The organism is Acidiphilium sp. PM (assembly GCF_000219295.1).
Lineage (GTDB): Bacteria > Pseudomonadota > Alphaproteobacteria > Acetobacterales > Acetobacteraceae > Acidiphilium > Acidiphilium multivorum.
This window is the reverse complement of sequence record NZ_AFPR01000105.1, coordinates 19,729-42,429: the sequence shown is the minus strand read 5'-3', so window position 1 is coordinate 42,429 and position 22,701 is coordinate 19,729. Positions and strand designations below refer to the sequence as shown.

The 22,701-nt window shown below is 63.4% G+C and carries 24 protein-coding genes; 11 read left to right on the top strand and 13 right to left on the bottom strand.

Translation table 11 applies throughout. From position 1 onward, the window contains the following. The first annotated feature begins 21 nt into the window (after window positions 1–21). The 4 genes from radA to msrA all read left to right on the top strand — a co-directional run bounded on the left by radA (window position 22) and on the right by msrA (window position 4,249). On the top strand, window positions 22–1,422 hold the full coding sequence (gene radA / locus APM_RS05300; RefSeq protein WP_011941505.1) for a DNA repair protein RadA: 1,401 nt from the start codon (window positions 22–24) through the stop codon (window positions 1,420–1,422). Beyond that, a complete protein-coding gene (locus tag APM_RS05295) occupies window positions 1,422–1,985 on the top strand; it encodes a CvpA family protein (RefSeq protein WP_007422324.1) in 564 nt (187 codons plus the stop codon). The genes radA and APM_RS05295 overlap by 1 nt, the downstream gene beginning before the upstream one ends. Before the next feature lie 80 nt (window positions 1,986–2,065). Next, window positions 2,066–3,547: an amidophosphoribosyltransferase gene (gene purF, locus APM_RS05290; RefSeq protein WP_007422323.1), complete on the top strand. Its 1,482-nt coding sequence runs from the start codon at window positions 2,066–2,068 to the stop codon at window positions 3,545–3,547. A 24-nt stretch (window positions 3,548–3,571) separates the two neighbouring features. Beyond that, window positions 3,572–4,249 (top strand): peptide-methionine (S)-S-oxide reductase MsrA, encoded by a 678-nt coding sequence (msrA, locus tag APM_RS05285; protein ID WP_007422322.1) that lies wholly within the window; start codon window positions 3,572–3,574, stop codon window positions 4,247–4,249. A gap of 59 nt (window positions 4,250–4,308) precedes the next feature. On the opposite strand, the gene APM_RS05280 is transcribed toward msrA, so the two are convergent. Together APM_RS05280 and APM_RS05275 are read right to left on the bottom strand one after the other, a co-directional pair. Further along, on the bottom strand, window positions 4,309–4,566 hold the full coding sequence (locus APM_RS05280) for a DUF1150 family protein (RefSeq protein WP_007422321.1): 258 nt from the start codon (window positions 4,564–4,566) through the stop codon (window positions 4,309–4,311). A 1-nt stretch (window position 4,567) separates the two neighbouring features. Next, the gene (locus APM_RS05275; RefSeq protein ID WP_007422320.1) at window positions 4,568–5,071 is read right to left on the bottom strand and encodes an Hsp20 family protein; all 504 of its coding nucleotides are present in this window, start codon (window positions 5,069–5,071) and stop codon (window positions 4,568–4,570) included. 116 nt (window positions 5,072–5,187) lie between these two features. On the opposite strand from APM_RS05275, the gene def reads away from it, so the two are divergent. The 5 genes from def to APM_RS22530 all read left to right on the top strand — a co-directional run bounded on the left by def (window position 5,188) and on the right by APM_RS22530 (window position 8,739). Further along, window positions 5,188–5,754 carry a peptide deformylase gene (gene def / locus APM_RS05270; RefSeq protein ID WP_007422319.1) on the top strand — a complete coding sequence of 189 codons (567 nt, stop codon included), beginning with the start codon at window positions 5,188–5,190 and terminating at the stop codon, window positions 5,752–5,754. Continuing rightward, on the top strand, window positions 5,754–6,659 hold the full coding sequence (gene fmt / locus APM_RS05265; protein ID WP_007422318.1) for a methionyl-tRNA formyltransferase: 906 nt from the start codon (window positions 5,754–5,756) through the stop codon (window positions 6,657–6,659). Before def ends, fmt begins: the two co-directional genes overlap by 1 nt. Continuing rightward, window positions 6,656–7,423, top strand: coding sequence for a tRNA pseudouridine(38-40) synthase TruA (truA, locus tag APM_RS05260; RefSeq protein WP_007422317.1), 768 nt, complete (start codon window positions 6,656–6,658; stop codon window positions 7,421–7,423). Before fmt ends, truA begins: the two co-directional genes overlap by 4 nt. 103 nt (window positions 7,424–7,526) lie before the next feature. Continuing rightward, window positions 7,527–8,066 (top strand): translation initiation factor IF-3, encoded by a 540-nt coding sequence (gene infC / locus APM_RS05255; protein WP_035185014.1) that lies wholly within the window; start codon window positions 7,527–7,529, stop codon window positions 8,064–8,066. Between the two features lie 16 nt (window positions 8,067–8,082). After that, entirely contained in the window at window positions 8,083–8,739 is a 657-nt protein-coding gene (locus tag APM_RS22530) for a hypothetical protein (protein ID WP_241763112.1), read from the top strand. Here APM_RS22530 and APM_RS05245 read toward each other — a convergent pair. The 6 genes from APM_RS05245 to APM_RS05220 all read right to left on the bottom strand — a co-directional run bounded on the left by APM_RS05245 (window position 8,706) and on the right by APM_RS05220 (window position 13,707). After that, on the bottom strand, window positions 8,706–9,509 hold the full coding sequence (locus APM_RS05245; protein ID WP_007422314.1) for an exodeoxyribonuclease III: 804 nt from the start codon (window positions 9,507–9,509) through the stop codon (window positions 8,706–8,708). The two genes, APM_RS22530 and APM_RS05245, sit on opposite strands and share 34 nt — an antisense overlap. Then, on the bottom strand, window positions 9,506–10,189 hold the full coding sequence (locus APM_RS05240; RefSeq protein ID WP_007422313.1) for a fumarylacetoacetate hydrolase family protein: 684 nt from the start codon (window positions 10,187–10,189) through the stop codon (window positions 9,506–9,508). The genes APM_RS05245 and APM_RS05240 overlap by 4 nt, the downstream gene beginning before the upstream one ends. Window positions 10,190–10,217: 28 nt before the next feature. Further along, on the bottom strand, window positions 10,218–10,973 hold the full coding sequence (locus APM_RS05235) for a gamma-glutamyl-gamma-aminobutyrate hydrolase family protein (protein WP_007422312.1): 756 nt from the start codon (window positions 10,971–10,973) through the stop codon (window positions 10,218–10,220). A gap of 94 nt (window positions 10,974–11,067) precedes the next feature. Beyond that, window positions 11,068–11,706, bottom strand: a complete 639-nt coding sequence (locus tag APM_RS05230) for an outer membrane lipoprotein carrier protein LolA (RefSeq protein WP_241763111.1) — start codon at window positions 11,704–11,706, stop codon at window positions 11,068–11,070. Further along, on the bottom strand, window positions 11,707–12,096 hold the full coding sequence (locus tag APM_RS05225) for a MarR family transcriptional regulator (RefSeq protein ID WP_007422310.1): 390 nt from the start codon (window positions 12,094–12,096) through the stop codon (window positions 11,707–11,709). It abuts the gene before it with no gap. 219 nt (window positions 12,097–12,315) lie between these two features. After that, window positions 12,316–13,707: a M17 family metallopeptidase gene (locus APM_RS05220; protein ID WP_007422309.1), complete on the bottom strand. Its 1,392-nt coding sequence runs from the start codon at window positions 13,705–13,707 to the stop codon at window positions 12,316–12,318. A gap of 393 nt (window positions 13,708–14,100) precedes the next feature. On the opposite strand from APM_RS05220, the gene uvrC reads away from it, so the two are divergent. Together uvrC and APM_RS05210 are read left to right on the top strand one after the other, a co-directional pair. After that, window positions 14,101–16,005 (top strand): excinuclease ABC subunit UvrC, encoded by a 1,905-nt coding sequence (gene uvrC / locus APM_RS05215; protein WP_007422308.1) that lies wholly within the window; start codon window positions 14,101–14,103, stop codon window positions 16,003–16,005. Between the two features lie 96 nt (window positions 16,006–16,101). Next, the gene (locus tag APM_RS05210; protein ID WP_007422307.1) at window positions 16,102–18,318 is read left to right on the top strand and encodes a Hint domain-containing protein; all 2,217 of its coding nucleotides are present in this window, start codon (window positions 16,102–16,104) and stop codon (window positions 18,316–18,318) included. Here the strand turns inward: APM_RS05210 and APM_RS05205 are convergent. Genes APM_RS05205 through rfaD form a run of 5 tightly spaced genes read right to left on the bottom strand, consistent with a single transcriptional unit; the run spans window position 18,248 to window position 22,698 of the window. After that, the gene (locus APM_RS05205) at window positions 18,248–19,183 is read right to left on the bottom strand and encodes a hypothetical protein (RefSeq protein WP_011941517.1); all 936 of its coding nucleotides are present in this window, start codon (window positions 19,181–19,183) and stop codon (window positions 18,248–18,250) included. The two genes, APM_RS05210 and APM_RS05205, sit on opposite strands and share 71 nt — an antisense overlap. Next, entirely contained in the window at window positions 19,180–19,923 is a 744-nt protein-coding gene (gene pgeF / locus APM_RS05200) for a peptidoglycan editing factor PgeF (protein WP_007422306.1), read from the bottom strand. The genes APM_RS05205 and pgeF overlap by 4 nt, the downstream gene beginning before the upstream one ends. Beyond that, complete coding sequence (locus tag APM_RS05195; protein WP_007422305.1) at window positions 19,920–20,894, bottom strand: class I SAM-dependent methyltransferase; 975 nt, start codon at window positions 20,892–20,894, stop codon at window positions 19,920–19,922. The genes pgeF and APM_RS05195 overlap by 4 nt, the downstream gene beginning before the upstream one ends. Next, window positions 20,891–21,721, bottom strand: a complete 831-nt coding sequence (gene lgt / locus APM_RS05190; RefSeq protein ID WP_007422304.1) for a prolipoprotein diacylglyceryl transferase — start codon at window positions 21,719–21,721, stop codon at window positions 20,891–20,893. Before lgt ends, APM_RS05195 begins: the two co-directional genes overlap by 4 nt. Further along, window positions 21,718–22,698: an ADP-glyceromanno-heptose 6-epimerase gene (gene rfaD / locus APM_RS05185; protein ID WP_007422303.1), complete on the bottom strand. Its 981-nt coding sequence runs from the start codon at window positions 22,696–22,698 to the stop codon at window positions 21,718–21,720. Before rfaD ends, lgt begins: the two co-directional genes overlap by 4 nt. Window positions 22,699–22,701: the final 3 nt, after the last annotated feature.

Below are 22,701 nucleotides of genomic sequence, written 5' to 3'. Positions count from 1 at the left end.
CCGTCCGGGGCGGCAGCCTGAATGGCGAAGAGTGCCACCCGTTTTGTCTGCAATGAGTGCGGTGCCGTGGCGCCGAAATGGGCCGGAAGGTGCGAGGCCTGCGGCGCATGGAACACGCTCGAGCCGCAGGCGGTCGTGCCCACCGGCACCGGACGCAAGGCGGCGGTTCAGGCCGGGCGGGGGATCGACTTCGTCGGTCTGGCCGGGGAGACGCCGCCGCCGCCGCGGATTCCGCTCGGAATCGAGGAGTTCGATCGTGTGCTCGGCGGTGGCATGGTGCCGGCCTCTGCCATTCTTGTCGGCGGCGATCCGGGAATCGGGAAATCGACGCTCCTGTTGCAGGCGGCGGCCCGGCTTGCCGCTTCCGGGCGGCGGGTGCTGTATGTGTCGGGCGAGGAGTCGGTCGCGCAGATCAGGCTTCGCGCCGAACGGCTCGATCTCAAGACGGCGCCGGTCAATCTGGCTTCGGCAACGGTGCTGGCCGATATTCTGGGGTCATTGCGCGCCGAACGTGACGCGGCGCTGGTCGTGATCGACAGTATCCAGACGATCTGGGACGAGACAGTCGAGTCTGCGCCCGGTACGGTCAGCCAGGTGCGCGCCAATGCCTTCGCCCTGATCCAGGCCGCGAAGACGCAGGGATTCGCGCTGATGCTCGTTGGCCATGTGACCAAGGAGGGCGCGCTCGCCGGACCGCGCGTGCTGGAGCACATGGTGGATGTGGTGCTGCACTTCGAAGGTGATCGCGGCCACCAGTTCCGGATCCTGCGCGGAGCAAAAAACCGGTTCGGCGCGACCGACGAGATCGGCGTCTTCGAGATGACCGGACGGGGGCTGGCCGAGGTGGCGAACCCTTCGGCCCTGTTTCTTGCCGAGCGGCATGGCAACGTGACCGGCAGCGCGGTGTTTGCCGGCCTTGAAGGATCGCGCCCGGTGCTGATGGAGGTGCAGGCGCTGCTCTCCGCCAATGGCGCGGGCTCGGCGCGGCGCTCGGTGATCGGCTGGGACCAAGGGCGGCTGTCGATGCTGCTGGCGGTGCTCGATGCGCGCTGCGGCCTGAAACTGGGCGGGCATGACGTCTATCTCAATGTCGCCGGCGGGTTGCGCGTCTCGGAACCGGCCGCGGACCTCGCCGTGGCCGCCGCGCTGATCTCCGCCGCGAGCGGCGTGCCCGCCGATCCGGAGACGGTGTTTTTCGGCGAGATCGGATTGTCGGGCGAATTGCGGCAGGTGGCGCAGGTGGAATTGCGGCTCAAGGAGGCGGCGAAGCTCGGCTTCGGCCGGGCGGCCCTACCGCGTCGTGTCGCCGGCGGGACGAGGCGGTTGTCGGCGCCGGAGGGGATGGTTCTCGCGGAATACGGGCATCTGAGCGATCTTGTCGCGGCCATGGGCGCAGTGACCGGCAATGGGGAGGAGGCGTGATGACCTGGGCTGACGGTATCGCGATCGGTGTCGTTCTTTTGTCCGGCCTACTGGCGCTGGCCCGTGGCTTTGTGCGCGAGGTGCTGGGCATCGGCGCCTGGATTGGCGCGGGCCTGGCTGCTTTCGTCTCTTACCCGCTGGTCGAACCCCAGATCACCGGCATTGTGGGAAACCCCAAACTGGTTCTGCCGGTGTCGATCGGGATCGTGTTCATCGTTGTTCTGATCGTCCTGTCGATCCTGAGCGCATGGCTTGGTTCGATGGTGCGGGATTCGGTGCTTTCAGGCGTCGATCGCACGCTGGGGCTCGCGTTCGGCCTCGTGCGCGGGGCGGTGATCGTCTGTCTCGCCTATATCGCCCTTTCGATCTTTCTCCAGCCATCCGAATGGCCGTCGGCGATCCGGCGGGCGAAATTCCTCACCTACGCGGAGAACGGATCGGCTTTCCTGGTGGCGTTCTTGCCGGCGGCCTACCGGCCGCACGTCGACAGGATCGGCCCTGCGGCGGCGCCGGCCGCTGCGCCGGTCAGTTCCGCCGCAGGCGGAACAGGACCCAGCCAGTAAGGTTGGGCATGGTTCGATCCTCGACAGGGCCGAACCTAGGCATTATGTGACAGTTTCCGGTCGCAAGGGGATCAGGCGGCGTGACACAATCCGAAAATCCAGTCATTCGCGACGACGATGACAAGCTGCACGAGGAGTGTGGCGTCGTTGGCGTCTGGAACGTCACCGATGCGGCGGCGATCACGGCGCTTGGTCTGCACGCGCTCCAGCATCGCGGCCAGGAGGCGACAGGCATCGTCACCCATGACGGGGTGCGTTTTCACGCGCACAAGGGGATTGGCCTGGTCGGTGACAATTACGGCGATGCCAAGGTCATGGCGGGTTTGCCTGGCACGCGGGCGATCGGACACAACCGCTATGCGACGACCGGCGCAACGCTTCTGCGCAATGTGCAGCCATTGTTCGCCGAATTCGAGTTCGGTGGTCTGGCTGTCGGCCATAATGGCAACCTGACCAATGCCCATACGCTGAAGCGCGCCCTGGTGCGGCGGGGCTGTCTGTTCCAGTCGACGACCGACTCGGAGGTTTTCGTTCATCTGATCGCGATCAGCCTCTATGCGACAGTGCTCGACCGTCTGATCGACGCGCTCAAGCAGGTCCAGGGTGCGTACTCGCTGGTTGCCCTGACCAATGACATGCTGATTGGCGTAAGGGACCCGCTTGGGGTCCGGCCTTTGATCCTCGGCCGCACGCACGGTGCCGATGGAAGCGGGCCGGGCTGGGTGCTGGCATCGGAAAGCTGCGCGCTGGAGATGGTCGGCGCCGAGTTCGTGCGCGATATCGAGCCTGGCGAGATCGTTGCGATCGACCGTGGCGGGGTGCGGAGCCTCAAGCCGTTCGTGCCGCAGAAGCCGCGCTTCTGCGTGTTCGAATATATCTACTTCGCGCGTCCTGATTCGATCGTCGACGGCATGTCGGTCTATGCCGCGCGCAAGCGCATAGGCAGCGAACTGGCGCAGGAATCGCCGGTGGAAGCCGACCTGATCGTCCCGGTTCCGGATTCTGGCGTGCCGGCGGCGATGGGTTATGCCGAGCGGAGCGGCATTCCCTTCGAACTGGGCATTATCCGTAACCATTATGTCGGGCGGACCTTCATCGAGCCGACCGATCAGATCCGCCATCTCGGCGTGCGGCTCAAGCATTCGGCGAACCGGCCGGCGCTCGAGGGCAAGCGCGTCGTGCTGGTGGACGATTCGATCGTGCGCGGCACGACGTCGAAGAAGATCGTCGAGATGGTGCGCGCGGCAGGGGCGCGCGAAGTGCATATGCGGATTTCCTCGCCCCCGACAACGCATTCCTGCTTCTATGGCATCGACACGCCTGAGCGCGGCAAGCTGCTCGCCGCCCGCAACAGCGAAGCCGAGATGGCCGCGCTGATCGGCGTGGACAGCCTGGCGTTCATCTCGATCGACGGGCTGTATCGCGCGCTTGGCCACCAGGGGCGCGACGCCGCTGATCCGGCCTATTGCGATGCCTGCTTCAGCGGTGATTATCCTATTCCGTTGACCGACCACGCCGAGCCGCGGGACGCGCAACTCTCGCTGCTGGCCGAACTGGCCTGACAAGGTTGCGCCGGAGCATGGTGCATGACGCTGGTGGATCAGATCAGGGCGATTATGAGCACGATGAAGACACGGATGCCGACAGCCGGTGAGGCGCTGCCGGGGCGGGCGACGCCGATGCCGATTCCGGAATTCCACTACGTCAGCGGCGCGCGGCTCGCAGAGCCCTATCCGCCAGGATCGGAAGTCGCGATCTTCGGTCTTGGCTGTTTCTGGGGCGCGGAACGCAAGTTCTGGCAAGCGCCGGGCGTGCTGGTCACGGCCGTGGGCTATGCTGGCGGATTTACGCCGAACCCCACCTATGAGGAGGTGTGTTCCGGTCGCACGGGCCATGCCGAAGTCGTGCTGGTCGTGTTCGATCCGCGGGCGACCTCATATCAGAACCTGTTGAAGCTGTTCTGGGAAAACCATGACCCGACGCAGGGCATGCGCCAGGGTGGTGACATTGGCACGCAGTATCGCTCGGCGATCTACGCCTTGTCCGACGAACAGCTTCGCCTCGCCGAGTTGTCCCGCGACGCGTATCAGAACGTGCTGTCCGAGGCCGGTTTCGGCAGAATCACGACAGAAATCCTCCCCGCGCCGACGTTCTTTTTCGCCGAAGCCTATCACCAGCAATATCTGGCCAAGAACCCTGACGGTTATTGCGGGCTTGGCGGGACAGGAGTGACCTGTCCCGCTGGTGTCATGCCCGCCGATTGAAAACCTGCCGATTGAAAACCTGAGGTATCATTTCAGGCCGGCAGGCTGCGGCGCTTGGTTCAGTGAACCGAGACTGGCGCCAGTTCGTGCTGGACGATCGCGGCACGGGCAACGCTGTTGTCGGCTGCGACGGCCATAGGCACGCCGTTGGCGGCGAAGACGCCGAAGGCCGGTCCGTTCGGTGTCATGATCGGGCGGACATAGGCGATTTCCTCGAGTCCGAGTTCGGCGAGCTGGGCCTCGGTGATCTGATGCGGATCGAGAAACGCCTGGAACGGCGCGTCTTCGGCGATACCGTCATGGGTCTTGATGTTCATGTCAGGAACCCTCCTGAAGTTCACGCCCAACGATGCGCGACGCAACTGCATCACTGTCGAGCGTGCGTGCTGAGCTGGCGCCGTTTTGGCCGCCTGCTCCCTTCTTGATGGCGATCGTGCGGATCTTCGCTTCCGGCAATGGCCGGGCGAGGTCGATATGCAGGAGCCCGTTATCGAGCCAGGCGCCCTTGACCTCGATACCTTCCGCGAGAACGAAAGCCCGCTGGAACTGACGCGCGGCTATTCCGCGATGCAGGAAGATACGCCCCTGCATGTCGTCGTTCTGGCGGCCCCGGATCACCAGCTGGTTGTCTTCCTGCGTGATCTGGAGATCGTCCATCGTGAAACCGGCAACGGCGATGGTGATCCGCAGGCTTGTCGAGCTGAGTTGCTCGATGTTGTAGGGCGGATACCCTTCCGACGACGTCTTGGCGGCACGTTCGATCACCTGTTCAAGATGATCAAAGCCCAGAAACAAGGGCGAAGTAAAAACGCGAGTTGTCAAAGCCTCCTCCTTTCGAGCGAGACAAGCGAAACCCGGACGGCGTTTCGCACCTCCGAAATGGGCATAAATCGCGTCCATTGCAAGTACCGATTGATCGGGCGCGGCGGCGGGGCTACATGCCGGCCATGAGTGCGACGACCGATATTGCGGATGCCGGAATCCCGGAGATCCTGATTGTTCCCGACAAGCGGCTGCGGATGAAAGCGCGCCGTGTGGTCGGCGCGGACCGTGACGACGTGGCGGAACTGGTGCCGCGGATGTTCGCAGCGATGTACCGCGCGCCGGGTATCGGCCTCGCTGCGCCGCAGATCGGCGTGTCGCTGCGTCTGGTGGTGATGGATCTGGCGCCGGACGACCAGAAGCAGCCGATGGTCATGATCAATCCCGAGATCACGGCGCGGAGCGAAGAACTCGTCTCGCGCGAGGAGGGCTGCCTGTCGCTGCCGGGTCAGTATGCCGAGGTGATCCGGCCGGGGCAGATCAGCGTGGCATTCGAGGACGAGGACGGCAAGAAGCGAACGATCGATGCCGACGGGTTGCTGGCGGCCTGCATCCAGCACGAGATCGATCATCTCGACGGGGTCCTGTTCGTCGATCATCTGTCGGCGCTCAAACGGAACATGATCCTGCGCAAGCTCGCGAAGGATCTGCGCGAAAAGGCCGCGCGGAAGCCGGCACGCTGATGCGTCTCGCGTTCATGGGATCGCCTGGATTCGCGGTGCCGGCGCTGCGGGCGCTGCATGCGGCGGGCCATGATATCGTCGCGGTCTATTGCCAGCCGCCGCGACCGGTCGGGCGGGGCCATCGCATTCACAAATGCCCGGTTCATGAGGCTGCGGAGGCGCTCGGCCTGACGGTGCGGACGCCGGAGCGCCTGCGCCGGGATGATGCCGAGCGGGCCTATTTTCGCGCGCTCGACCTCGATGCCGCAGTCGTCGCCGCCTATGGACAGATTCTTCCAGCGGACATGCTGGTCGCCCCGCGACGCGGCTGCATCAATATCCACGCGAGTCTGCTGCCGCGCTGGCGTGGAGCCGCGCCGATCCATGCCGCGATTCTTGCGGGGGATGCGCAGACCGGCGTGACCATCATGCAGATGGATGAGGGGCTCGACACCGGGGCGACGCTGCTGGCCGAAGCGGTGCCGATCGGCCCTGAGGATACAACGGTGGATCTGCTTGACCGGCTCGCCGATCTGGGTGCCGCGCTGGTCATCAAGGTGCTTGACGGGAATTTTCCGCCTGTGCCGCAACCGGAGGGGGGGGTGACCTATGCTCCGAAACTCTCGAAGGCGGACGCGGAGATCGACTGGTCGGCATCTGCCGCAGTGATTCTGCGGCGGATTCGGGCATTCCGGCCTTGGCCGGGAACGGAGACGCGGCTCGACGGCGAGGCGCTCAAGATTATCCGCGCCGAACCGGCGGCGGGGCAGGGCGAACCGGGAACGGTGCTTGATGACCGCCTGGCCATTGCCTGCGGCGATGCTGCGATACGGCCGACTCTTGTTCAGCGCGCGGGGCGGGCCGCAATGCCGGCCGAGGCGTTCCTGCGCGGCCATCCGGTCGCCATCGGGACGCGTCTGGGGTGAGGCGCTGGGCGCTCAGGCTCGAATATGACGGCCGGGGCTTTGTGGGCTGGCAGCGCCAGGAGAACGGGCTGTCGGTGCAGGAAGTGCTGGAGACGGCCGCATCCCGGCTATGTGGCGGCGATGTGCCTGACAGCGTGGTTGCTGGCCGCACCGATGCCGGTGTTCATGCCGCTGGACAGGTCGCGGCGCTGGAACTACCGGACCGGCTCGATGCGCGGGCGGTACGCGAAGCGCTGAATTTCCACATGAAGCCGCACGCGGTGGCGGTAATCGAGGCGGCGCCTGCGCCGTCGGCGGCGTGGAGTCCGCGATTTTCGGCGATCGGGCGGGCCTATCGCTATTTGATTCTTAATCGATCCGCCCGGCCGGCCCTGCGGGATGGGTTCGTCTGGCACGTGAAGGCGCCGCTCGATGCTCCGGCCATGCACGAAGCGGCCCAGTCGCTGCTGGGACGCCACGATTTCACCAGTTTCCGGGCCAGCTCGTGCCAGGCGAATTCGCCGCTGCGCACGCTCGATCGGCTCGATGTCCGGCGGGACGGCGAAACGGTCGTGATCGAGGCGGAGGCACGCAGTTTTCTTCACCACCAGGTGCGGAACATGGTTGGAACACTCAAGCTGGTGGGTGAGGGGCGCTGGCGCGTCGGTCGCGTGGCCGAGGCGCTCGCGGCGCGCGATCGCTCGGCGGCGGGGCCGACCGCACCGCCGGATGGGCTGGTGCTGGTCGCGGTCCGCTACGAGGTTGATCCGTTCCCGCGGAACTGACCCCCCGATGGGGATGGCGCTTGTTCTGTTGCCTTGACAGCCCGATATCGTCTAGAGCGAAGATCTCGTATTCGCGTTTCTTCCACAACGACAGGAGAGCGACATAGCCAGACTACCCGTTCCGCCGAGCCCGCCCAGCCGCGAAGGCCCGCGCGTCAATGAAGACATTCGTGTGCCCCAGGTCCGTCTCATCGACCAGGATGGTGAAATGCTGGGGGTGATGAGCACCAGAGAGGCGCAGCGCCGCGCCGGCGAGGTGGGACTGGACCTCGTTGAAATCAGCCCGAACGCGGACCCGCCGGTCTGCAAGCTGCTCGATTATGGCAAGTTCAAGTACGAGCAGCAGAAGAAAAAGAACGAGGCGCGCAAGAAGCAGAAAGTGATCGAGATCAAGGAGATCAAGGTCCGCCCGAACATCGACGAGAACGATTATCAGGTGAAGCTGCGCGCCATGAAGAGCTTTATCGGCGATGGGGACAAGGTGAAGGTCACGCTGCGGTTCCGCGGGCGTGAAATGGCGCATCAGGAACTCGGCGTGAAGGTGCTCGAGCGCATCCGACTCGATATGGAAACCGATACCAAGGTCGAGCAGATGCCGAAGATGGAAAACCGTCAGATGATCATGGTGCTCAGCCCGCGCTGAGCACCCGCGCAGCGTCATGCTGGGTTTTGTGACTGGACTGACTGCGGAAGCCGCCCTGCTGCGTGGGGTAAGAGCCAGGGTGGTTGTCGGCGGCGGAACTCCTGACGGTGCCCTGCATGCTGCCCGAACTCTGGCTCAGGACAAAGCGGTTTCGGCGCTGATCAGCTTTGGTCTTGCCGGAGGACTGGATCCGGGCCTTGCGGCGGGAACGCTTCTTGTGCCGCGAAAGGTCCTTGATTCACAAAAGGCTACGTATTCTTGCGAGCTCCGGCTGACGGAGATGTTCGGGGGGGCGACTGTGGATGCCCTGATCGGTGGCGGGAGCGTGGCCGTGACCCCTGAACACAAGCGGGTGCTGTTCGCGTCGACCGGAGCTGCCGCGATCGATCTCGAATCAGCGGCCGTTGCGCGTGTTGCCGCCGAGTACGGTCTGGATTTTGCCGTATTGCGCGCGATTGCCGATCCAGCGCGACGGCGTTTGCCGCCGGCTGCCCTCGTGGCGCTCGGCCCCGACGGCCGAATCTCCATCGAACAGGTCCTGAAAAGCGTTTTCCGCCGGCCCGCGCAGATCCCGGATCTGATCGCGCTTGGCCGTGAAGCCGCCGCCGCGCGCCGGACTCTGCAGCGCACGCTCGAGTTCTACAGGTCGAGGGTCAACACCACCGGGACGTGATCGGAACCGCGTTCCCAGTCCCGGGCGTCCTGAAGAATGGCATGGCGCGCCAGATTGCCGATCAGGTCCGTCGAGACCCAGATGTGATCGAGTCGCCGGCCCCTGTTGGAGGCCCGCCAGTCCCTGTTCCGATAAGACCACCAGGTGAAAAGCTTCTGGTCATCGGGGACGAAATGCCGGATGGCGTCGATGAAACCTTCGGCCCGCCAGGCGTTCAGACCCTCGGTTTCCGGCGGCGTATGGCTAACGACGTTCAATAGCTGCTTGTGGCTCCAGACATCGTTTTCCAGCGGCGCGATATTCAGATCACCCACCAGCATGGTGCGATGCGGGCGGTTCATTGCGAAGTGGTCGCGGGCTTCCGCAATGAAATCGAGCTTGTGCCCATATTTCGGGTTCTCTGCCCGATCAGGGATATCGCCGCCGGCAGGGACGTAGAAATTGTGCAGCACAAGCGGATCGGTTCCGGTATCGATTCTCGCGGCAATGTGCCGGCAGTCCGATTTCATGCACCAGTCGGGCGTAGCCTCGACCGCTGTAAGCGGAAGGCGGGAGAGGATCGCAACGCCGTTATAACCTTTCATGCCGCGTTTGAGCACATGAGGCAGGCCGAGTGCCGCGCCGAGGTCTTCCGGGAAAAGGTCGTCGGGGACCTTGGTTTCCTGCAGGCAAACGATATCGGGCGCGGCCTGATCCATGAGACTATGCAGCAGATCCCGACGGAGTCGAACCGAATTTATGTTCCAGGTCGCGACGGTCAGAGCGGTCATGCGAGGGTGAATTCCAGTTCGCCGACGCCATCGATGACGCCGTAAACGCGGTCGCCTGGTTGGATCTGGCCGACGCCATCGGGCGTGCCGGTATAGATCAGATCGCCCGGCTTCAGTTCCACGAGGGACGAGAGGAACGAGATAATGTCGGCGACCGGCCAGATCATGTCGGACAGATCGCCGTTCTGGCGCCGCTCGCCATTCACCGCGAGGGAGATGCGGCCAGCAGCAGGATGACCAATTCGTGCGGCCGGAACAATGAGGCTGATCGGCGCAGAGAGATCGAAACCCTTGCTCATGTCCCACGGACGGCGAAGCGACTTTGCTTCGTCCTGCAGATCCCGGCGGGTCAGATCCACGCCGGCCGCATAGCCATAGATATGGGCCAGCGCCGCGTCGGACGGGATATCCCGGCCGCCTGCGCCCAGCGCCACGACGAGTTCCATCTCGTGATGAAGGTTCTGCGTTGCCGAAGGGAAGGGGACGCTGTCGCCCAGCGCAATCGCATCGGCGGGTTTGGTGAAGAAGAACGGCGGCTCGCGATTCGGATCGCCCCCCATTTCCCGCGTGTGCGCCGCGTAATTGCGGCCGACACAGAAGATGCGTCGGACCGGGAAGAGCCCACCGCCTGCAACGGGAACAGCCGGTATTGCCGGCGGTGCGATCACGAATTCGGACATATTCTGTTCCTGCCTTTGTTGTGACTGATCAGACCGCCTTGTTCACGGCGGCCCCGAAGCTCTCGAAAATGCGGCGGGATGCCGCATCATGTTCGAAATCATATTCCGGATGCCATTGCACACCGACCAGATAGCCCGGACCGGTCCCTGTCACCGCTTCAATGGTTCCATCCGTGGCGCGGGCCTCGACCAGCAGGCCGGGGGCCAGCCGGTCGATTCCCTGATTGTGAAGGGAGTTGACGGAGAGAAGGTTGCTTTCCACGATCCGGGCGAGACGTCCGCCGGAGCGCAACGTGACGTGATGGGCCTTTCCGGTTCGCACCGGGGCGTGTGGCTGCATCGGCGTCGAATGGTCGATGCGCCCAGGCAGATCCTGCAACCGCTGATGCAACGTGCCGCCGAGGGCGACATTCAGTTCCTGGAGGCCGCGGCAGATGGCCAGAACCGGCAGGCCCCTTGCGACCGCGCCACGGACAAGCGGCAGCGTCACGCGGTCTCGTTCCGGATCCTCGGGCGCGTCGTCCGGCGGTTGCGGTGGGCCGCCGTAGAACACCGCCGCCACATTGCTGCGGCTACCGGTCAGGATCAGCCCGTCCAGCCGGTCAAGCAGGGTGTCGACATGCGAACGGTCGCCATTGGCCGGAATCAGAACAGGGACGCCACCGATGACCAGGTCGACGGCCCGGACATATGTGTCCGAGGCCGCATGATTGAGCATTCCGAAAACGCCGAAGAGCTTTCGGCAACAGGAAATGCCGATCAGTTTCGATGACCGCGATATCATGCTCGACTTTCTCGCAAATCCGGAACGCCGTGTCAGCATCGCGCTGGGGACTGCCAGAGTTGCGGCCGTGGTTGCCGCCTGGGCTTCCACGGGTTCAGTTCGTGTTGTAGCCGGGAACGAATTCGAAGGTTTTGTCGGGGAACGGTGCGGCCGGCTTCAGGTCGTACAAGCTGACCTGGGTCACGCGGTCTTGCGCGTCGGTAAGCCGCCATTGCCGCAACTCGATCGGATTGGTCGAGAAGACGAGGGTGATGTGGCCCTGCGCTTCCCTGCCCGCCCGCGTCAGCGTGACCTGGATTTCCCCTGGTGGCGTCGAGACGCGCAGGAGCTTGACATCGCCGCCGAAGGTTATGTGCTTGGCGAGAAGGATGCCGAGAGGCGTGGACGACAGCGGAATGTTGGTTGTCTGGTCCAGCTGCGGATCGTGATACACAAGCAACCCGAAGCCCGCGACGAGCAGTTGAGGGTCCGGCTTGTCATATTCGAACCGCATTTTCCCAGGGCGCTGCACGATGGCGGTGCCGGTTCGGACGGAACCATCGGGGCCAACCTGCATGAAGCGGGCGGTGACGGTCTTCAGGCTGTTCAGGTAATCGAGAACTTTACCCAGGACCTGCTGTGTGTGGCCGGACGAAAGGGGGGCCGACCACGCAGGGGAAAAGGATGCCGCAACGCCGGTTGCGGCAATGCCCAGCAAAGCTCTTCTGGCAATCATTCCGTTCCCGTATTCCACTCAGTTTGCCGCGACCGAACGGCGGCTCGTCTGCTCCGGACGGCTGCGTCCGTCACTTGTCACCTCGGTCATGACGCTACGGATTTCCCGCAGAAAAGCCGAACCTTTGGTCGTGCGCTGCACCAGAACGCTGCGGCGATCCGACGGATCGACCTTCCGGCGGGCGAGATCGAGATCGGACAGACGGTCGAGGGCCCGGGTGATGGCGGGCTTCGACACGTTGAGTTCGCTCGCAAGCCCGCGGACGGTATGAGCGTCATCATTCAGATAACAAGTGAGGAATACGCCGAGCTGTCGTGCCGACAGGTCGACCCCCTCACGTCTCACCAGAGCAACGATCGTGTCTCGTAGAACCCCGACGAGCTCCTCAGAATTCATTTGCTGGCCCATGCAACTTTTTCTCCTCTCCGGTTGTCTGACGCTCATGATCACCAGAGGGAACTGGCGGTCTCAGGCCTCCCAAAAAGGGACGATCGAATTACGTGCAGCCTTGTCTCAGGAGGACAACCTGAGATCAATTATGAATCCTGAAGCTTACGCACAAGACATTGAAACATGAAAACATTGCAATTCCATTGCCGAATATTTGCCTTAATTCATGGGTCATTATCAAGGCCGTTTCGTGGTCGATACGCTGGCAAGGGCTTCGATGGCGCCAAAAGTGGCCTGAAGGGCCTGCGCCTCGCCGCCCTCAGGCTTTCCCGCTCTGGTAGAGTCGTTCCACGCGTAGGTGTCGATATGTGCCCAGGGCGTTCCGGAGGGGACGAAGCGGCGCAGGAACAGGGCTGCGATGATCGCCCCGGCGAACGGCTTCGAGGCGACCGAATTCAGGTCAGCGGTTGGGCTGTCCAGCCAGGATTCGTAACCTTGCCATAACGGCAGGCGCCAGAGCGGATCATCGGCGGCCGTGCCCGCCGCTAAGAGCCCGTTGGCGAGCGCATCATCATTCGAGAAAAGTGCCGGCAGATCCGGCCCGAGGGCAACGCGGGCCGCCCCCGTCAGCGTCGCGAAATCGATCAGCCAATGGGGCTTTGCGTCGGCTGCGTCGGCTAGCAGGTCGGCCAGGACCAGTCGGCCCTCGGCGTCGGTGTTGCCTACCTCCACATTCAGGCCCGCGCGCGTGCGGATGATGTCGAGGGGGCGCATCGCGTGTCCGGACACGCTGTTCTCAACGCAGCCGATCCGCACATCGAGCCGAACCGGAAGATTCAGCGCCATCACGGCCTGCGCGACTCCGAGGGCAATTGCGGCGCCGCCCATATCCTTCTTCATCCGTAACATTGCGGCGCTCGGCTTGAGGTCGTAACCGCCGGAATCAAAACAAACTCCCTTGCCGCAAAGCGAGATCAGCGGATGAGAACTGTCGCTGCCCCAGTTGAACTGCAGGACCTCCGGTGGGCGCTCTGAACCGGCGCCCACCGCGTGCACCGCGGGATATCCGTCTTCAAGTTCCGCGCCTCTGATTCGCCTGACGGCGGCGCCGTAGCGTTCCGCCAGGGTGGTTCCCGCATCGGCTAGATCGGAAGGGCCGAGATGATTGGCTGGTGTATTGATGAGGTCGCGCGCGAAGCAGATCGCGGACGCGAGGTGCCGGGCCCGGTCGGGCGCGTGGTCGACCGAAATCCGAGGCAGAGGAGGCCGGGGCCTACGAAACCGCTCGAATCGGTAGGTACCCAGGGCAATTCCAAGCCATGCCTGGCCAGGATCGTAGTCGCCTGGCAGCAGCGACCATTCGGCGCCCGGCGGCAACTTCGTGTGCAAATCGCCGAACGTGGCCTGGGTAGGTCGGTCGCCAAGCCCGAGCAATGCACCCGAACAGCCATTCGGGCCGTGTAGGAGAACCACCGCAGAGGCCTGCCCCGTAAATCCCTGCATGCGGACAGATGCTGCGGTCGGCGTATCTGCGGTGGCGAGAAACGGTTCCACGGCATCCGGACGCAGCGCCCGGATCGGTAGCCTGGGGCCGGAATGTGATGTCTGGGGATCAGGAGTGAGAATCATCATGGTTTCCGCACGTTATAACAGGCGTATCGGTCACGTCGTTGCTGAGCCGCAAATCCGGTGCGAGAATGCCGGAAACCGCAGGTGATCGGCAACTCTTGACCGACATCGATCGAAGCCTGAATGCCCGGTCGCAGCAGGCTGAAAACATTGGATCATTTCGTTCGGAAAGTTGTCCACTCCTGGATGTGACGCATATAACTCCGATGTCATCTTCCACAGGCCTCTTTTTTTTACTTTTGGCAATTCTGGAATGTTTTAATATCAGAGCCTTAGAGAGATCATCGGATCGGGCCGTAAATTTCCTGAGAGGGGTTGACTGGTCAGTCACATCTCCATTCTTGCAAACCATGCACAGACTTATCCACAACCTTACGGTGCCAATGGACCAGGATGATGAGTGATACGCAGCGACCCGCGCCAAAGGGGATTGAAGTGATCTCAGGCGCGCTCGTCTCCATGCCGGCGGCGCCTGGCGTATACCGGATGCTCGATCTCTCCGGAAACGCGCTTTATGTTGGCAAGGCGCGCAGCCTGAAGAAAAGAGTCACGACCTATACGCAAATCGCACGTTTGCCCGAACGGTTGCGGCGCATGGTGTCGGAAACCTCCACCGTCGAGATCATCACCACCCATACGGAAGCCGAGGCGCTGCTTCTTGAAGCCAATTTAATCAAGAGGTTGAAGCCTAAATACAATATCCTGCTGAGGGATGACAAATCCTATCCCTGGTTGGTGATCACGGAGGATGGGGAGTTTCCCCAACTCGCGAAGCACCGCGGCGCACAAGTGCGCAAGGGGCGCTACTGGGGGCCGTTCGCTTCGGCGTGGTCGGTGAACCAGACGATCCAGGCGCTGCAGCGTGTCTTTTTGCTCCGTACATGCCCCGATACGGTCTTCGCCAATCGCACGCGGCCCTGCCTCCTGTTCCAGATCAAGCGATGCTCGGCTCCGTGCGTCGGGCGCATCGATGCCGAGGCCTATGGGGCGCTGGTCCGCCAGGCGAGTGATTTTCTGTCCGGCCGCGCGGGGACGGTGCAGCACGATCTGGCCGCCGCAATGGCAGCTGCCGCGGACGTCATGGAATACGAGCGTGCGGCGGCGATCCGGGATCGCATCCGTGGCCTTGCGCACATTCGCGGCGGTGACGTGATCAACCCCGAAAGTGTTGGCGATGCCGATGTGATCGCGATCCATCAGGCGGCGGGTCAGTCCTGTCTTCAGGTCTTCTTCATCCGAGGCGGGCGGAATTATGGCAACCGGAGTTTCTTTCCCACCCAGGCCCAGGGAGCCACGCCGGGCGATGTACTCGGTGCGTTCATTGCCCAGTTTTATGACGACAAGACACCGCCTCCTCTCATTTTGCTCAGCAACACCGTCCCCCAGGCCGACCTGCTCAAGGATGCGCTTGGTCTCAAGGCAGGGTACAAGGTTGAACTTGCCGTGCCGCAGCGCGGTGAGAAGCGCCATGTCGTCGAGCACGCGGCAACCAATGCCCGGGAAGCACTCGAGCGAAAGCTGGCGGAGTCCGCGGGGCAGGAAAAACTGCTTGCGGCGACGGCCGCTCTGTTCGGTCTTGAGGGAAATCCGGAACGGATCGAGGTTTACGACAACTCTCACATCATGGGCACCAATGCCTATGGTGTGATGATCGTTGCCGGTCCCGAGGGCTTCATCAAACCGGCTTATCGGCGCTTCTCGATCAAGGGGCCGATCACGCCGGGCGACGATTTCGCAATGATGCGCGAGGTGCTGACGCGTCGCTTTGTCCGGGCGACGGCCGAAGACCCGTCGCGTGAAGATGGCACCTGGCCGGATCTTGTCGTGATAGATGGCGGCGCCGGGCAATTATCGGCGGCGCGCGCGGTACTGGACGAACTCGGGGTAAGCGATGTTCCGCTGGTCGCGATCGCCAAGGGGCCCGATCGTGACGCGGGGCGTGAATGGTTTCATCTGCCGGACCGTTCTCCCTTTCAACTGCCGCCCCGTGACCCCGTGCTTTATTTTCTCCAGAGGTTGCGCGACGAGGCGCACCGCTATGCGATCACGACCCATCGAGCGAGTCGCAGCCGCAAAATCACCACGAGTGAGCTAGATGGCATTCCTGGTATCGGATCGGCGCGAAAGAAGGCCCTGCTCAATCATTTCGGTTCGGCACGGGGCGTGCGCCAGGCCGGATTGAAGGATCTGGAAGCTGTCTCCGGCATAAACCGGACGACGGCCCGACTGATTTACGGATACTTCAACCCGGATGCTCGATTTGACGATCTTCCCGCAGGAGGAATCCGGAAAGATTGACGGCGGGTTGAAAATTTCATCGACACAACTTAAGGTTTAATGTTAAATACAACCACAGAGTTGTATTTTGCATTTGATGCACCTTAAGGAGTGGTCATGTCAGACACGATCAGCGGCACCGTGCTCTCCGGGGTTACCCTATCGTCAGCGCAGTATGCCGACCCGGTGGCCATCGAAGGCATCATCGACGTGGCTGGGGGAAATGCCCTCGTGGCGCCCCTGACGTGGACAATCGACGTGACCGGGACAATCGCCGCATCAGATGACGGAGGAGTTCTGCTTCTTGCAGGCGGTCAAATCGACAATCATGGCCTGGTGACCGCCGCGAGCGATGCCGTGTTGTCCACGTCGGGTCGTGCTTTCGACATCCAGAACGAGGCCAGCGGAACCCTCGCGAGTGCCTCTGGCGATGCGGTGAAGCTGAGTGGCGGCGTGACGGGAAGCACCCTGCTGAATGCCGGCCTGATCTCCGCGGGGAACGCCGGAATCGGTCTTCAGATCGGCGCGGCGGTAGCCGTCAATGAGGCGGGAGGGGTGATCGAAGGCGGGGCCGCGGGCGTGGTTCTCGGCAATGTCGCCAGTTTCGATAATTTCGGGACCGTTGGCGGCTCGAGTGGCATTCTGGTTCCCATCGGCCAGAATTATGTGGACATCGTCCAGGGCGGCTTGGTGAGTGCCAGTTCCGGCCCGGCGATTTCCTTCACTGGCGGAGCCGTGATGACGGTAACCGATACCCTGACTGTTCTGCCGGGCGCCACGTTCGACGGCGCCGCCATCGGCGGGCAGGTCGCCGATCTCGTGTTTGGCGGGACGACGGAAGGCACCTTCGTCAATCCAACGCAGGAATTCGTGCAGTTCAATACGATTTCGATCGCGGCGGGAGCAACGTGGGATCTTGCGGGCATCTCGACGATATCGTCGTCCTTCCGGAATGACGGAACACTTCTCGTGCAGGCTGGAGATGCGATCGATTTCGGAGCGGCGGTTTCCGGCTCCGGAGTGATCGACCTCGCGGGCGGTTTTGTCGATTTCGCAAACACCGTTGCCGCCGGCACGACGATCGACTTCAACGCGCCCGGCTCGTTCATGCAGTTCAACCAGTCGCATCCGTTCTCCGGTACCGTCGAAGGATTCACGCCGGGTGATACGATCGACATCACCGGATTTGGCGCGTCGCAGCAACTGAGCGGAACGGTTGCGGGTAATGTCCTGACCCTGAATAACGGTCTGGCACCCCTTTACGTGACGTTTGCAACGGCGCCTGGACCACTTGCCGTCGTGGCGATCGGCGGCACGAACCCGAAGACTTTCGAGGTCGTTGTGCCTTGTTTCCGCCACGGCACACGCCTGCTGACGCCTTCGGGCCTGCGGCCAGTGGAAACCCTTTCCGAGGGGGATGAGGTGATCACGCTGCGTGGAGAGGTCCGGCAGATTGCCTGGCGCGGCCGGCGGCGGATTGATTGTCGCCGGCATCCTGTGCCGGAATCGGTGTTGCCCGTGCTGATCGAAAAAGATGCCTTCGGTGTCGGGCAACCCTGCCGTGACCTGCATCTCTCGCCCGATCATGCAATCTGGATCGACGGTTCACTGGTCGAGATCAAACGTTTGATCAACGGCCTGTCCATCCGGCAGGTAACGGTGCCGACCGTGACCTATTATCATGTCGAACTGGAAAGCCACGACGTTGTTCTGGCCGAGATGCTGCCGGCGGAGACCTATCTCGATTGCGGGAATCGTTTCCAGTTCGAGGATGGCGACGCCACCATTTCGCTGTTCCCGGACTTCGGGGCTCTGGCGCGCGACCCCGGCCGCCTCTATGCGCCGGTTGTCGACGGTGGCCCGGATCTCGCGCGGATCCGGGCGGGTCTGCAATACCGGGTTGCCTCACGTGGCATTCGCCAGAAGGCAGGAAACTTCCAGGTCGTTGCAGATGGAAAGACAGTGGCGCCTGTCTGGTCGGCGGACCGGCACCGGATTTACCGGTTGCCGCCCGCGCCTTGCGACCTCAAACTGCTGTCAACCGCCTCTCGCCCGGCAGAACTTGACCCGGCTTCGGAGGACTGGCGGTGGCTTGGGATCGCCATATGCGACGCTGTGCTGGACGGCGATCCGGTTGACATCGCGGCACCATTCTTTGGCCGGGGATTTCATGGTCCCGAACATGCGGGAGATGGCTGGTTCCGCTGGACCGACGGGACCGCGACGATGGACGCGGCTGGCGCCCGCGAACTGGCCTTCACCGTCAGGGCTGTTGCGCCGGTGTGGGAGGTGCCGGCTCCGTCTTGCGGTGTTTCGGTAAGGCATCGTGCTTGAGTGTCGCGTTGCGAATGACCTGCCGCAGGCCTAGCGCCGCCTGACTGGCCGCGGCGGCGGCAACGTCGCCCCAGTAGGGTGTCATTTCGCTCGGCTTCAGATCGTGAAGCTGGGAGACCTTGCCGATGAATCCGCCGCGCCGGTTCCGGACTGTCCAGTCAAGTTCGACCAGGTCGCTTTCGCCCGGTTTGCCGTCCTTGTTGGCCGGGCTTACCTTCACGACGCCGTCGATCAGGAAATCGGCGTCGGCCGTGTGGTCGACCATGACCACACCGAGTTTCGGCAGATCCCGGGAGACATCGAGTTTCAGGGCATGGTTGCCATCACCCGGCGCTCCGGTCACGCGAATGAGCCTGACGCGGGGAGGGCGGTTTTCAAGAGACGCCGGATTGCTTTGCTGCACGGCGGCATTGATCGCGGAAAGCTGTTTCACGAGGCCGGGCGCCGCCGCATCCGCTGCCTGCCTGAGCGTTGCGGGATCCCCCGCGGCCCAGGCGGCTCCGCTCACTTCGGCGCCTGTCAGGTGGCCATATTCCTTGTGACCGGGACCGATGATCCGGAAGCCGGGAATGACCGTCGCATTCGCTGTGCGCGCCGTTGCTTCCAGTTGCCAGTCATAGGGACGCGCCGGGCGGACGATGCTGGGCACATTCCGGTCGACAAGCGCTTTGGCAAGATCGTGCGCGTAGGCATCGGCAGCGCGGTTGCCAAGGAGCGCATCCGGCGGCGGAGGGACGATGAGGACCGGCGGTGGCGGCACCGCAAGGCGGGCGCCCATCGCCCCGGGCTTCCCCAGAAGAGGCTGGGGAAGCGTTCCGCAGCCTGCCAGCAGCAACGGCAGCGCAACGAGCAGCCGCCGCCTCATGACCGCACCATGATGATCGAGATCTGGTGGCCGCCCGCGCCTTCGCCGCGCAGGGTTCGGCGGCGGTGGGAGAAAAATGCGGTTTCATCGCTGAGCGTATCGTGCGGCAGGATCGCCGCGTCGATGCCCACCATCGCCAGGCGCGCGGCGCAATAACCCGGAAGGTCGAAGTGCCAATGGCCCGGACGACCGGCCGAGAAAAAACATTCGCTTTCAGCGCCGCTGGCGAGCACTGCCGTTCTCATGTCCAATCCCACCTCATAGCTCTCCCTGTGGATGCAGGGACCGATTGCGGCGACAATCTTTGAAGCGCCCATCCGGCGCATCAGAGCGGCGGTCTGCTCGAGAACGCCAGCGGCGGCACCACGCCAGCCGGCATGGGCCGCGCCTACGATCCTGCCATCGGTGGAACTGAAGAGCACGGGAGCGCAATCTGCGGTGATGATTCCCAGGGCGAGGCCCGGCTGGTCGGTCACCATGGCGTCGGCTTCGTGGAACGGCCCCTCCGGATCGGGGGAGGTGACGGCAACCGCCCCGTGAACCTGTCGCAGTCCGGCCAGACGGTCGCGATGGCCGCCGATGGCCATGACGGCGCGGGCACGGTTCTCCGCGACGTTGGCAGGATCGTCCTGCCCGGACCGGCCGCAATTTAGGCTTGCATAAGGCCCCGGAGACACGCCGCCCGCGCGGGTGAAGAACCCGTGAGGAACATCGAGCGAAGCGATGACGAACGAAATCATGCCCCAAATCCTGGAAGTGGCTCCATCCCTCGTGGGCAGATGGCCATCACACGGAACAGGCTCCCCATAGCCTCAGGGGAGGTCAGCCGCCGTGTTGCGGCCAGCAGGCGCAGCGCATCGTCCTGTCCCGCATGATGACCGAGTTGGGCAGTGCGTTCATGAATCCCCAAGGCTGCGAGGAACGCACCCTGCGCCGCTGGCCCTCGGATCTCGGCCCCCGCGTTGCGGGCCGCCATGGCCAGACGGCTAAAATCGACATGGGCGGTGAGATCCCGCCGGCCTGGTTCGGCGAGCGGATCGGCCGGCTGGCCATCCATGATCGCTTGGAGGGACTCGCCGGTAGCGCCGCCATCATGGCCGTAGTCGATCAGAAGTGCGCTGCCGCCACGGCGGGAGATACGCGAGGCAAGGGCGGCCACGAAGGCCTCGGCGGTCTCGTTCCGCTCGATGACCGTTCCCTCCGGCGCATCTGGCAGAGCCGTCTCCGCGGATGCCTCGACGAAAGCACCATCGGCGACGTAACGCTCGCGCCATGCCGGACCGCGCCGGACGAACTGGCGGATCGGCAGGGCATCAAGAAATTCGTTGGCGAGAAGGATGATCGATTGATCCGGGATTGTCGACAGATCGGCGTGGAACATCGCCTGCGGCAGCCTGTCTTTCAGCAGCCCGATCAGTCGGGGCGAGGTTTCGATCAGATGAATGTCGGCGGCTTCGACGAACGCGGGCATGGCCCGCTTTGCCGCGCGGAGCGCGTCGGTCATCAGATGACCGCGGCCCGGCCCGGCCTCGACCAGAGCAAAGGGGGCCGGGCTGCCGAGCATGCTCCAGGCCATGGCAGCCCACAGGCCTAGCAGCTCACCGAAAACCTGGCTGATTTCCGGTGCTGTCACGAAATCCACAAACGGATCGCGGCTCGCGTAGTAAGCTGCATTGGCGCGGGCCATGAAGGCGTCAAGCCGCTCGATCATGCGGTGGCGAGGGCGCCTTGGCGGCGAGCGACGTATTTCGCGCGCCAGATCATCGTCGCGCCGATCACGATCATCGGGATCGACAGCAACTGTCCCATGGTCAGCCCGAACATGAGGTAGCCGAGAAACCAGTCCGGCTGTCGGAAACATTCGGCGGTCGTGCGGGCAATGCCGTAGCCCATGACGAACATGCCGCCGAGATAGCCGGGCTGGCTGCGGATCCGCTCGTTGCGGGAGGCAATGAGCAGAACGATGAACAGCACGAGCCCCTCGAGCGTGGCTTCGATCAGTTCGGATGGGTAGCGCGGCACGTCCGACCCGGATTCGGGATAGATCATGCGGAACGGAAACCAGGCTGGCGCGGGGCGTCCCCAAAGTTCGCCGTTCACGAAATTGGCAATGCGGCCGAGAAACAGGCCGATCGGCACCGGCACGGCGACGCGGTCGCCGAAACGCCACGGGTCGATGCCATGCCGGCGGCAATAGATCAGGATTGCGACCGCCACACCCAGCATGCCGCCGTGGAAACTCATCCCGCCATCCCACACGGCATAGGTCCGGTTCAGATGATCGAGAAAATAGACCGGCTGATAGAACAGAATATAACCGAGCCGACCGCCGAGGACGACGCCGAGAGTTGCCCAGGACAGGAAATCGTCCACCTGCTCGTGGGTTGCGACGACCGGCGCCTCGCGCACGAGGCGGCGCATCAGCCGCCAGCCAAGCACCAACGCGGTGATATAGGCCAGCGCATAGTAATGGATGGCGAATGGTCCGAACCGGACAAGAATCGGATCGAAATGCGGCCAGACATAAACATTTTTCATCGGTACTGATCCGGCCGGCTGAGGAAGTTCCTGATATAGGCCTCGACGCCCTGTTCGAGGGGCGTGAAGGGACGGTCGAAGCCGGCCGCGCGCAAGCGGTCCATCCGAGCCTCGGTGAAGGATTGATATTGCCCGACCAGACTCTCCGGCATCGGAACGAATTCGATCCGCTCGCCGACGCCACATGCAGAGCAGACTGCGCGGGCGAGATCGACATAGCTGCGCGCAGTGCCGGTGCCGAGGTTGAACAGCCCGCTCACCTCGGGATGATCGAGCAGGAAGAGGATCGCGGCGACAACATCGTCCACCCAGATGAAATCGCGCGCCTGCTGGCCGTCCGCTATATCAGCCCGGTCAGACCGAAACAGGCGGGCCGGGCTGCCGGAAGCGACCTCGTCGAACTTCACCTTGACGACCGAGATCATGCGGCCCTTGTGATATTCATTGGGTCCGTAGACGTTGAAGAATTTCAGGCCGGCCCACTGCGGCGGTCGGGGTCGGCCCGCCGCGCATTCGCCGGCCACCCACAAGTCGAAAGCGTGTTTGGACCACCCATACAGGTTCAGCGGCCGCAACCTTCGCAGTGCCGCGAGGTCATTGTCATCGTCAAAGCCTGCCGAACCGTCGCCATAGGTCGAGGCCGACGATGCATAGATGAAGGGCAACCGCTGCGCCGCGCACCAGCGCCATAACATCTGGCTCAGGGCAACATTCGACTGCCAGACCAGATCGCCATCGATGGCGGTCGTTTCGCTGATCGCGCCGAGATGGATCACCGCGTCGAGTGGCGGCTGGCTGGCGAGGAAATCGCCGAGTTCACGCGGTTCAACGATCATCGCCGGTGGGTGAGCGCGCAGGTTGCGCCATTTCCCCGTTGTGCGGAGCTTGTCGACAATGACGACGTTCAGATCGCGTTCGTGCAGTGCTGCGTGGAGATTGGAGCCGATGAAACCCGCTCCGCCCGTGACCAGTATCATGGA

Coding starts and splice junctions, on each gene's coding strand:
- radA (WP_011941505.1), top strand. CDS start 22: ATGGCGAAGAGTGCCACCCGTTTTGTCTGCAATGAGTGCGGTGCCGTG.
- APM_RS05295 (WP_007422324.1), top strand. CDS start 1,422: ATGACCTGGGCTGACGGTATCGCGATCGGTGTCGTTCTTTTGTCCGGC.
- msrA (WP_007422322.1), top strand. CDS start 3,572: ATGACGCTGGTGGATCAGATCAGGGCGATTATGAGCACGATGAAGACA.
- APM_RS05280 (WP_007422321.1), bottom strand. CDS start 4,566: ATGAACATCAAGACCCATGACGGTATCGCCGAAGACGCGCCGTTCCAG.
- def (WP_007422319.1), top strand. CDS start 5,188: ATGCCGGCCATGAGTGCGACGACCGATATTGCGGATGCCGGAATCCCG.
- fmt (WP_007422318.1), top strand. CDS start 5,754: ATGCGTCTCGCGTTCATGGGATCGCCTGGATTCGCGGTGCCGGCGCTG.
- APM_RS22530 (WP_241763112.1), top strand. CDS start 8,083: ATGCTGGGTTTTGTGACTGGACTGACTGCGGAAGCCGCCCTGCTGCGT.
- APM_RS05245 (WP_007422314.1), bottom strand. CDS start 9,509: ATGACCGCTCTGACCGTCGCGACCTGGAACATAAATTCGGTTCGACTC.
- APM_RS05240 (WP_007422313.1), bottom strand. CDS start 10,189: ATGTCCGAATTCGTGATCGCACCGCCGGCAATACCGGCTGTTCCCGTT.
- APM_RS05235 (WP_007422312.1), bottom strand. CDS start 10,973: ATGATATCGCGGTCATCGAAACTGATCGGCATTTCCTGTTGCCGAAAG.
- APM_RS05225 (WP_007422310.1), bottom strand. CDS start 12,096: ATGGGCCAGCAAATGAATTCTGAGGAGCTCGTCGGGGTTCTACGAGAC.
- APM_RS05220 (WP_007422309.1), bottom strand. CDS start 13,707: ATGATTCTCACTCCTGATCCCCAGACATCACATTCCGGCCCCAGGCTA.
- uvrC (WP_007422308.1), top strand. CDS start 14,101: ATGATGAGTGATACGCAGCGACCCGCGCCAAAGGGGATTGAAGTGATC.
- APM_RS05210 (WP_007422307.1), top strand. CDS start 16,102: ATGTCAGACACGATCAGCGGCACCGTGCTCTCCGGGGTTACCCTATCG.
- APM_RS05205 (WP_011941517.1), bottom strand. CDS start 19,183: ATGAGGCGGCGGCTGCTCGTTGCGCTGCCGTTGCTGCTGGCAGGCTGC.
- pgeF (WP_007422306.1), bottom strand. CDS start 19,923: ATGATTTCGTTCGTCATCGCTTCGCTCGATGTTCCTCACGGGTTCTTC.
- APM_RS05195 (WP_007422305.1), bottom strand. CDS start 20,894: ATGATCGAGCGGCTTGACGCCTTCATGGCCCGCGCCAATGCAGCTTAC.
- lgt (WP_007422304.1), bottom strand. CDS start 21,721: ATGAAAAATGTTTATGTCTGGCCGCATTTCGATCCGATTCTTGTCCGG.
- rfaD (WP_007422303.1), bottom strand. CDS start 22,698: ATGATACTGGTCACGGGCGGAGCGGGTTTCATCGGCTCCAATCTCCAC.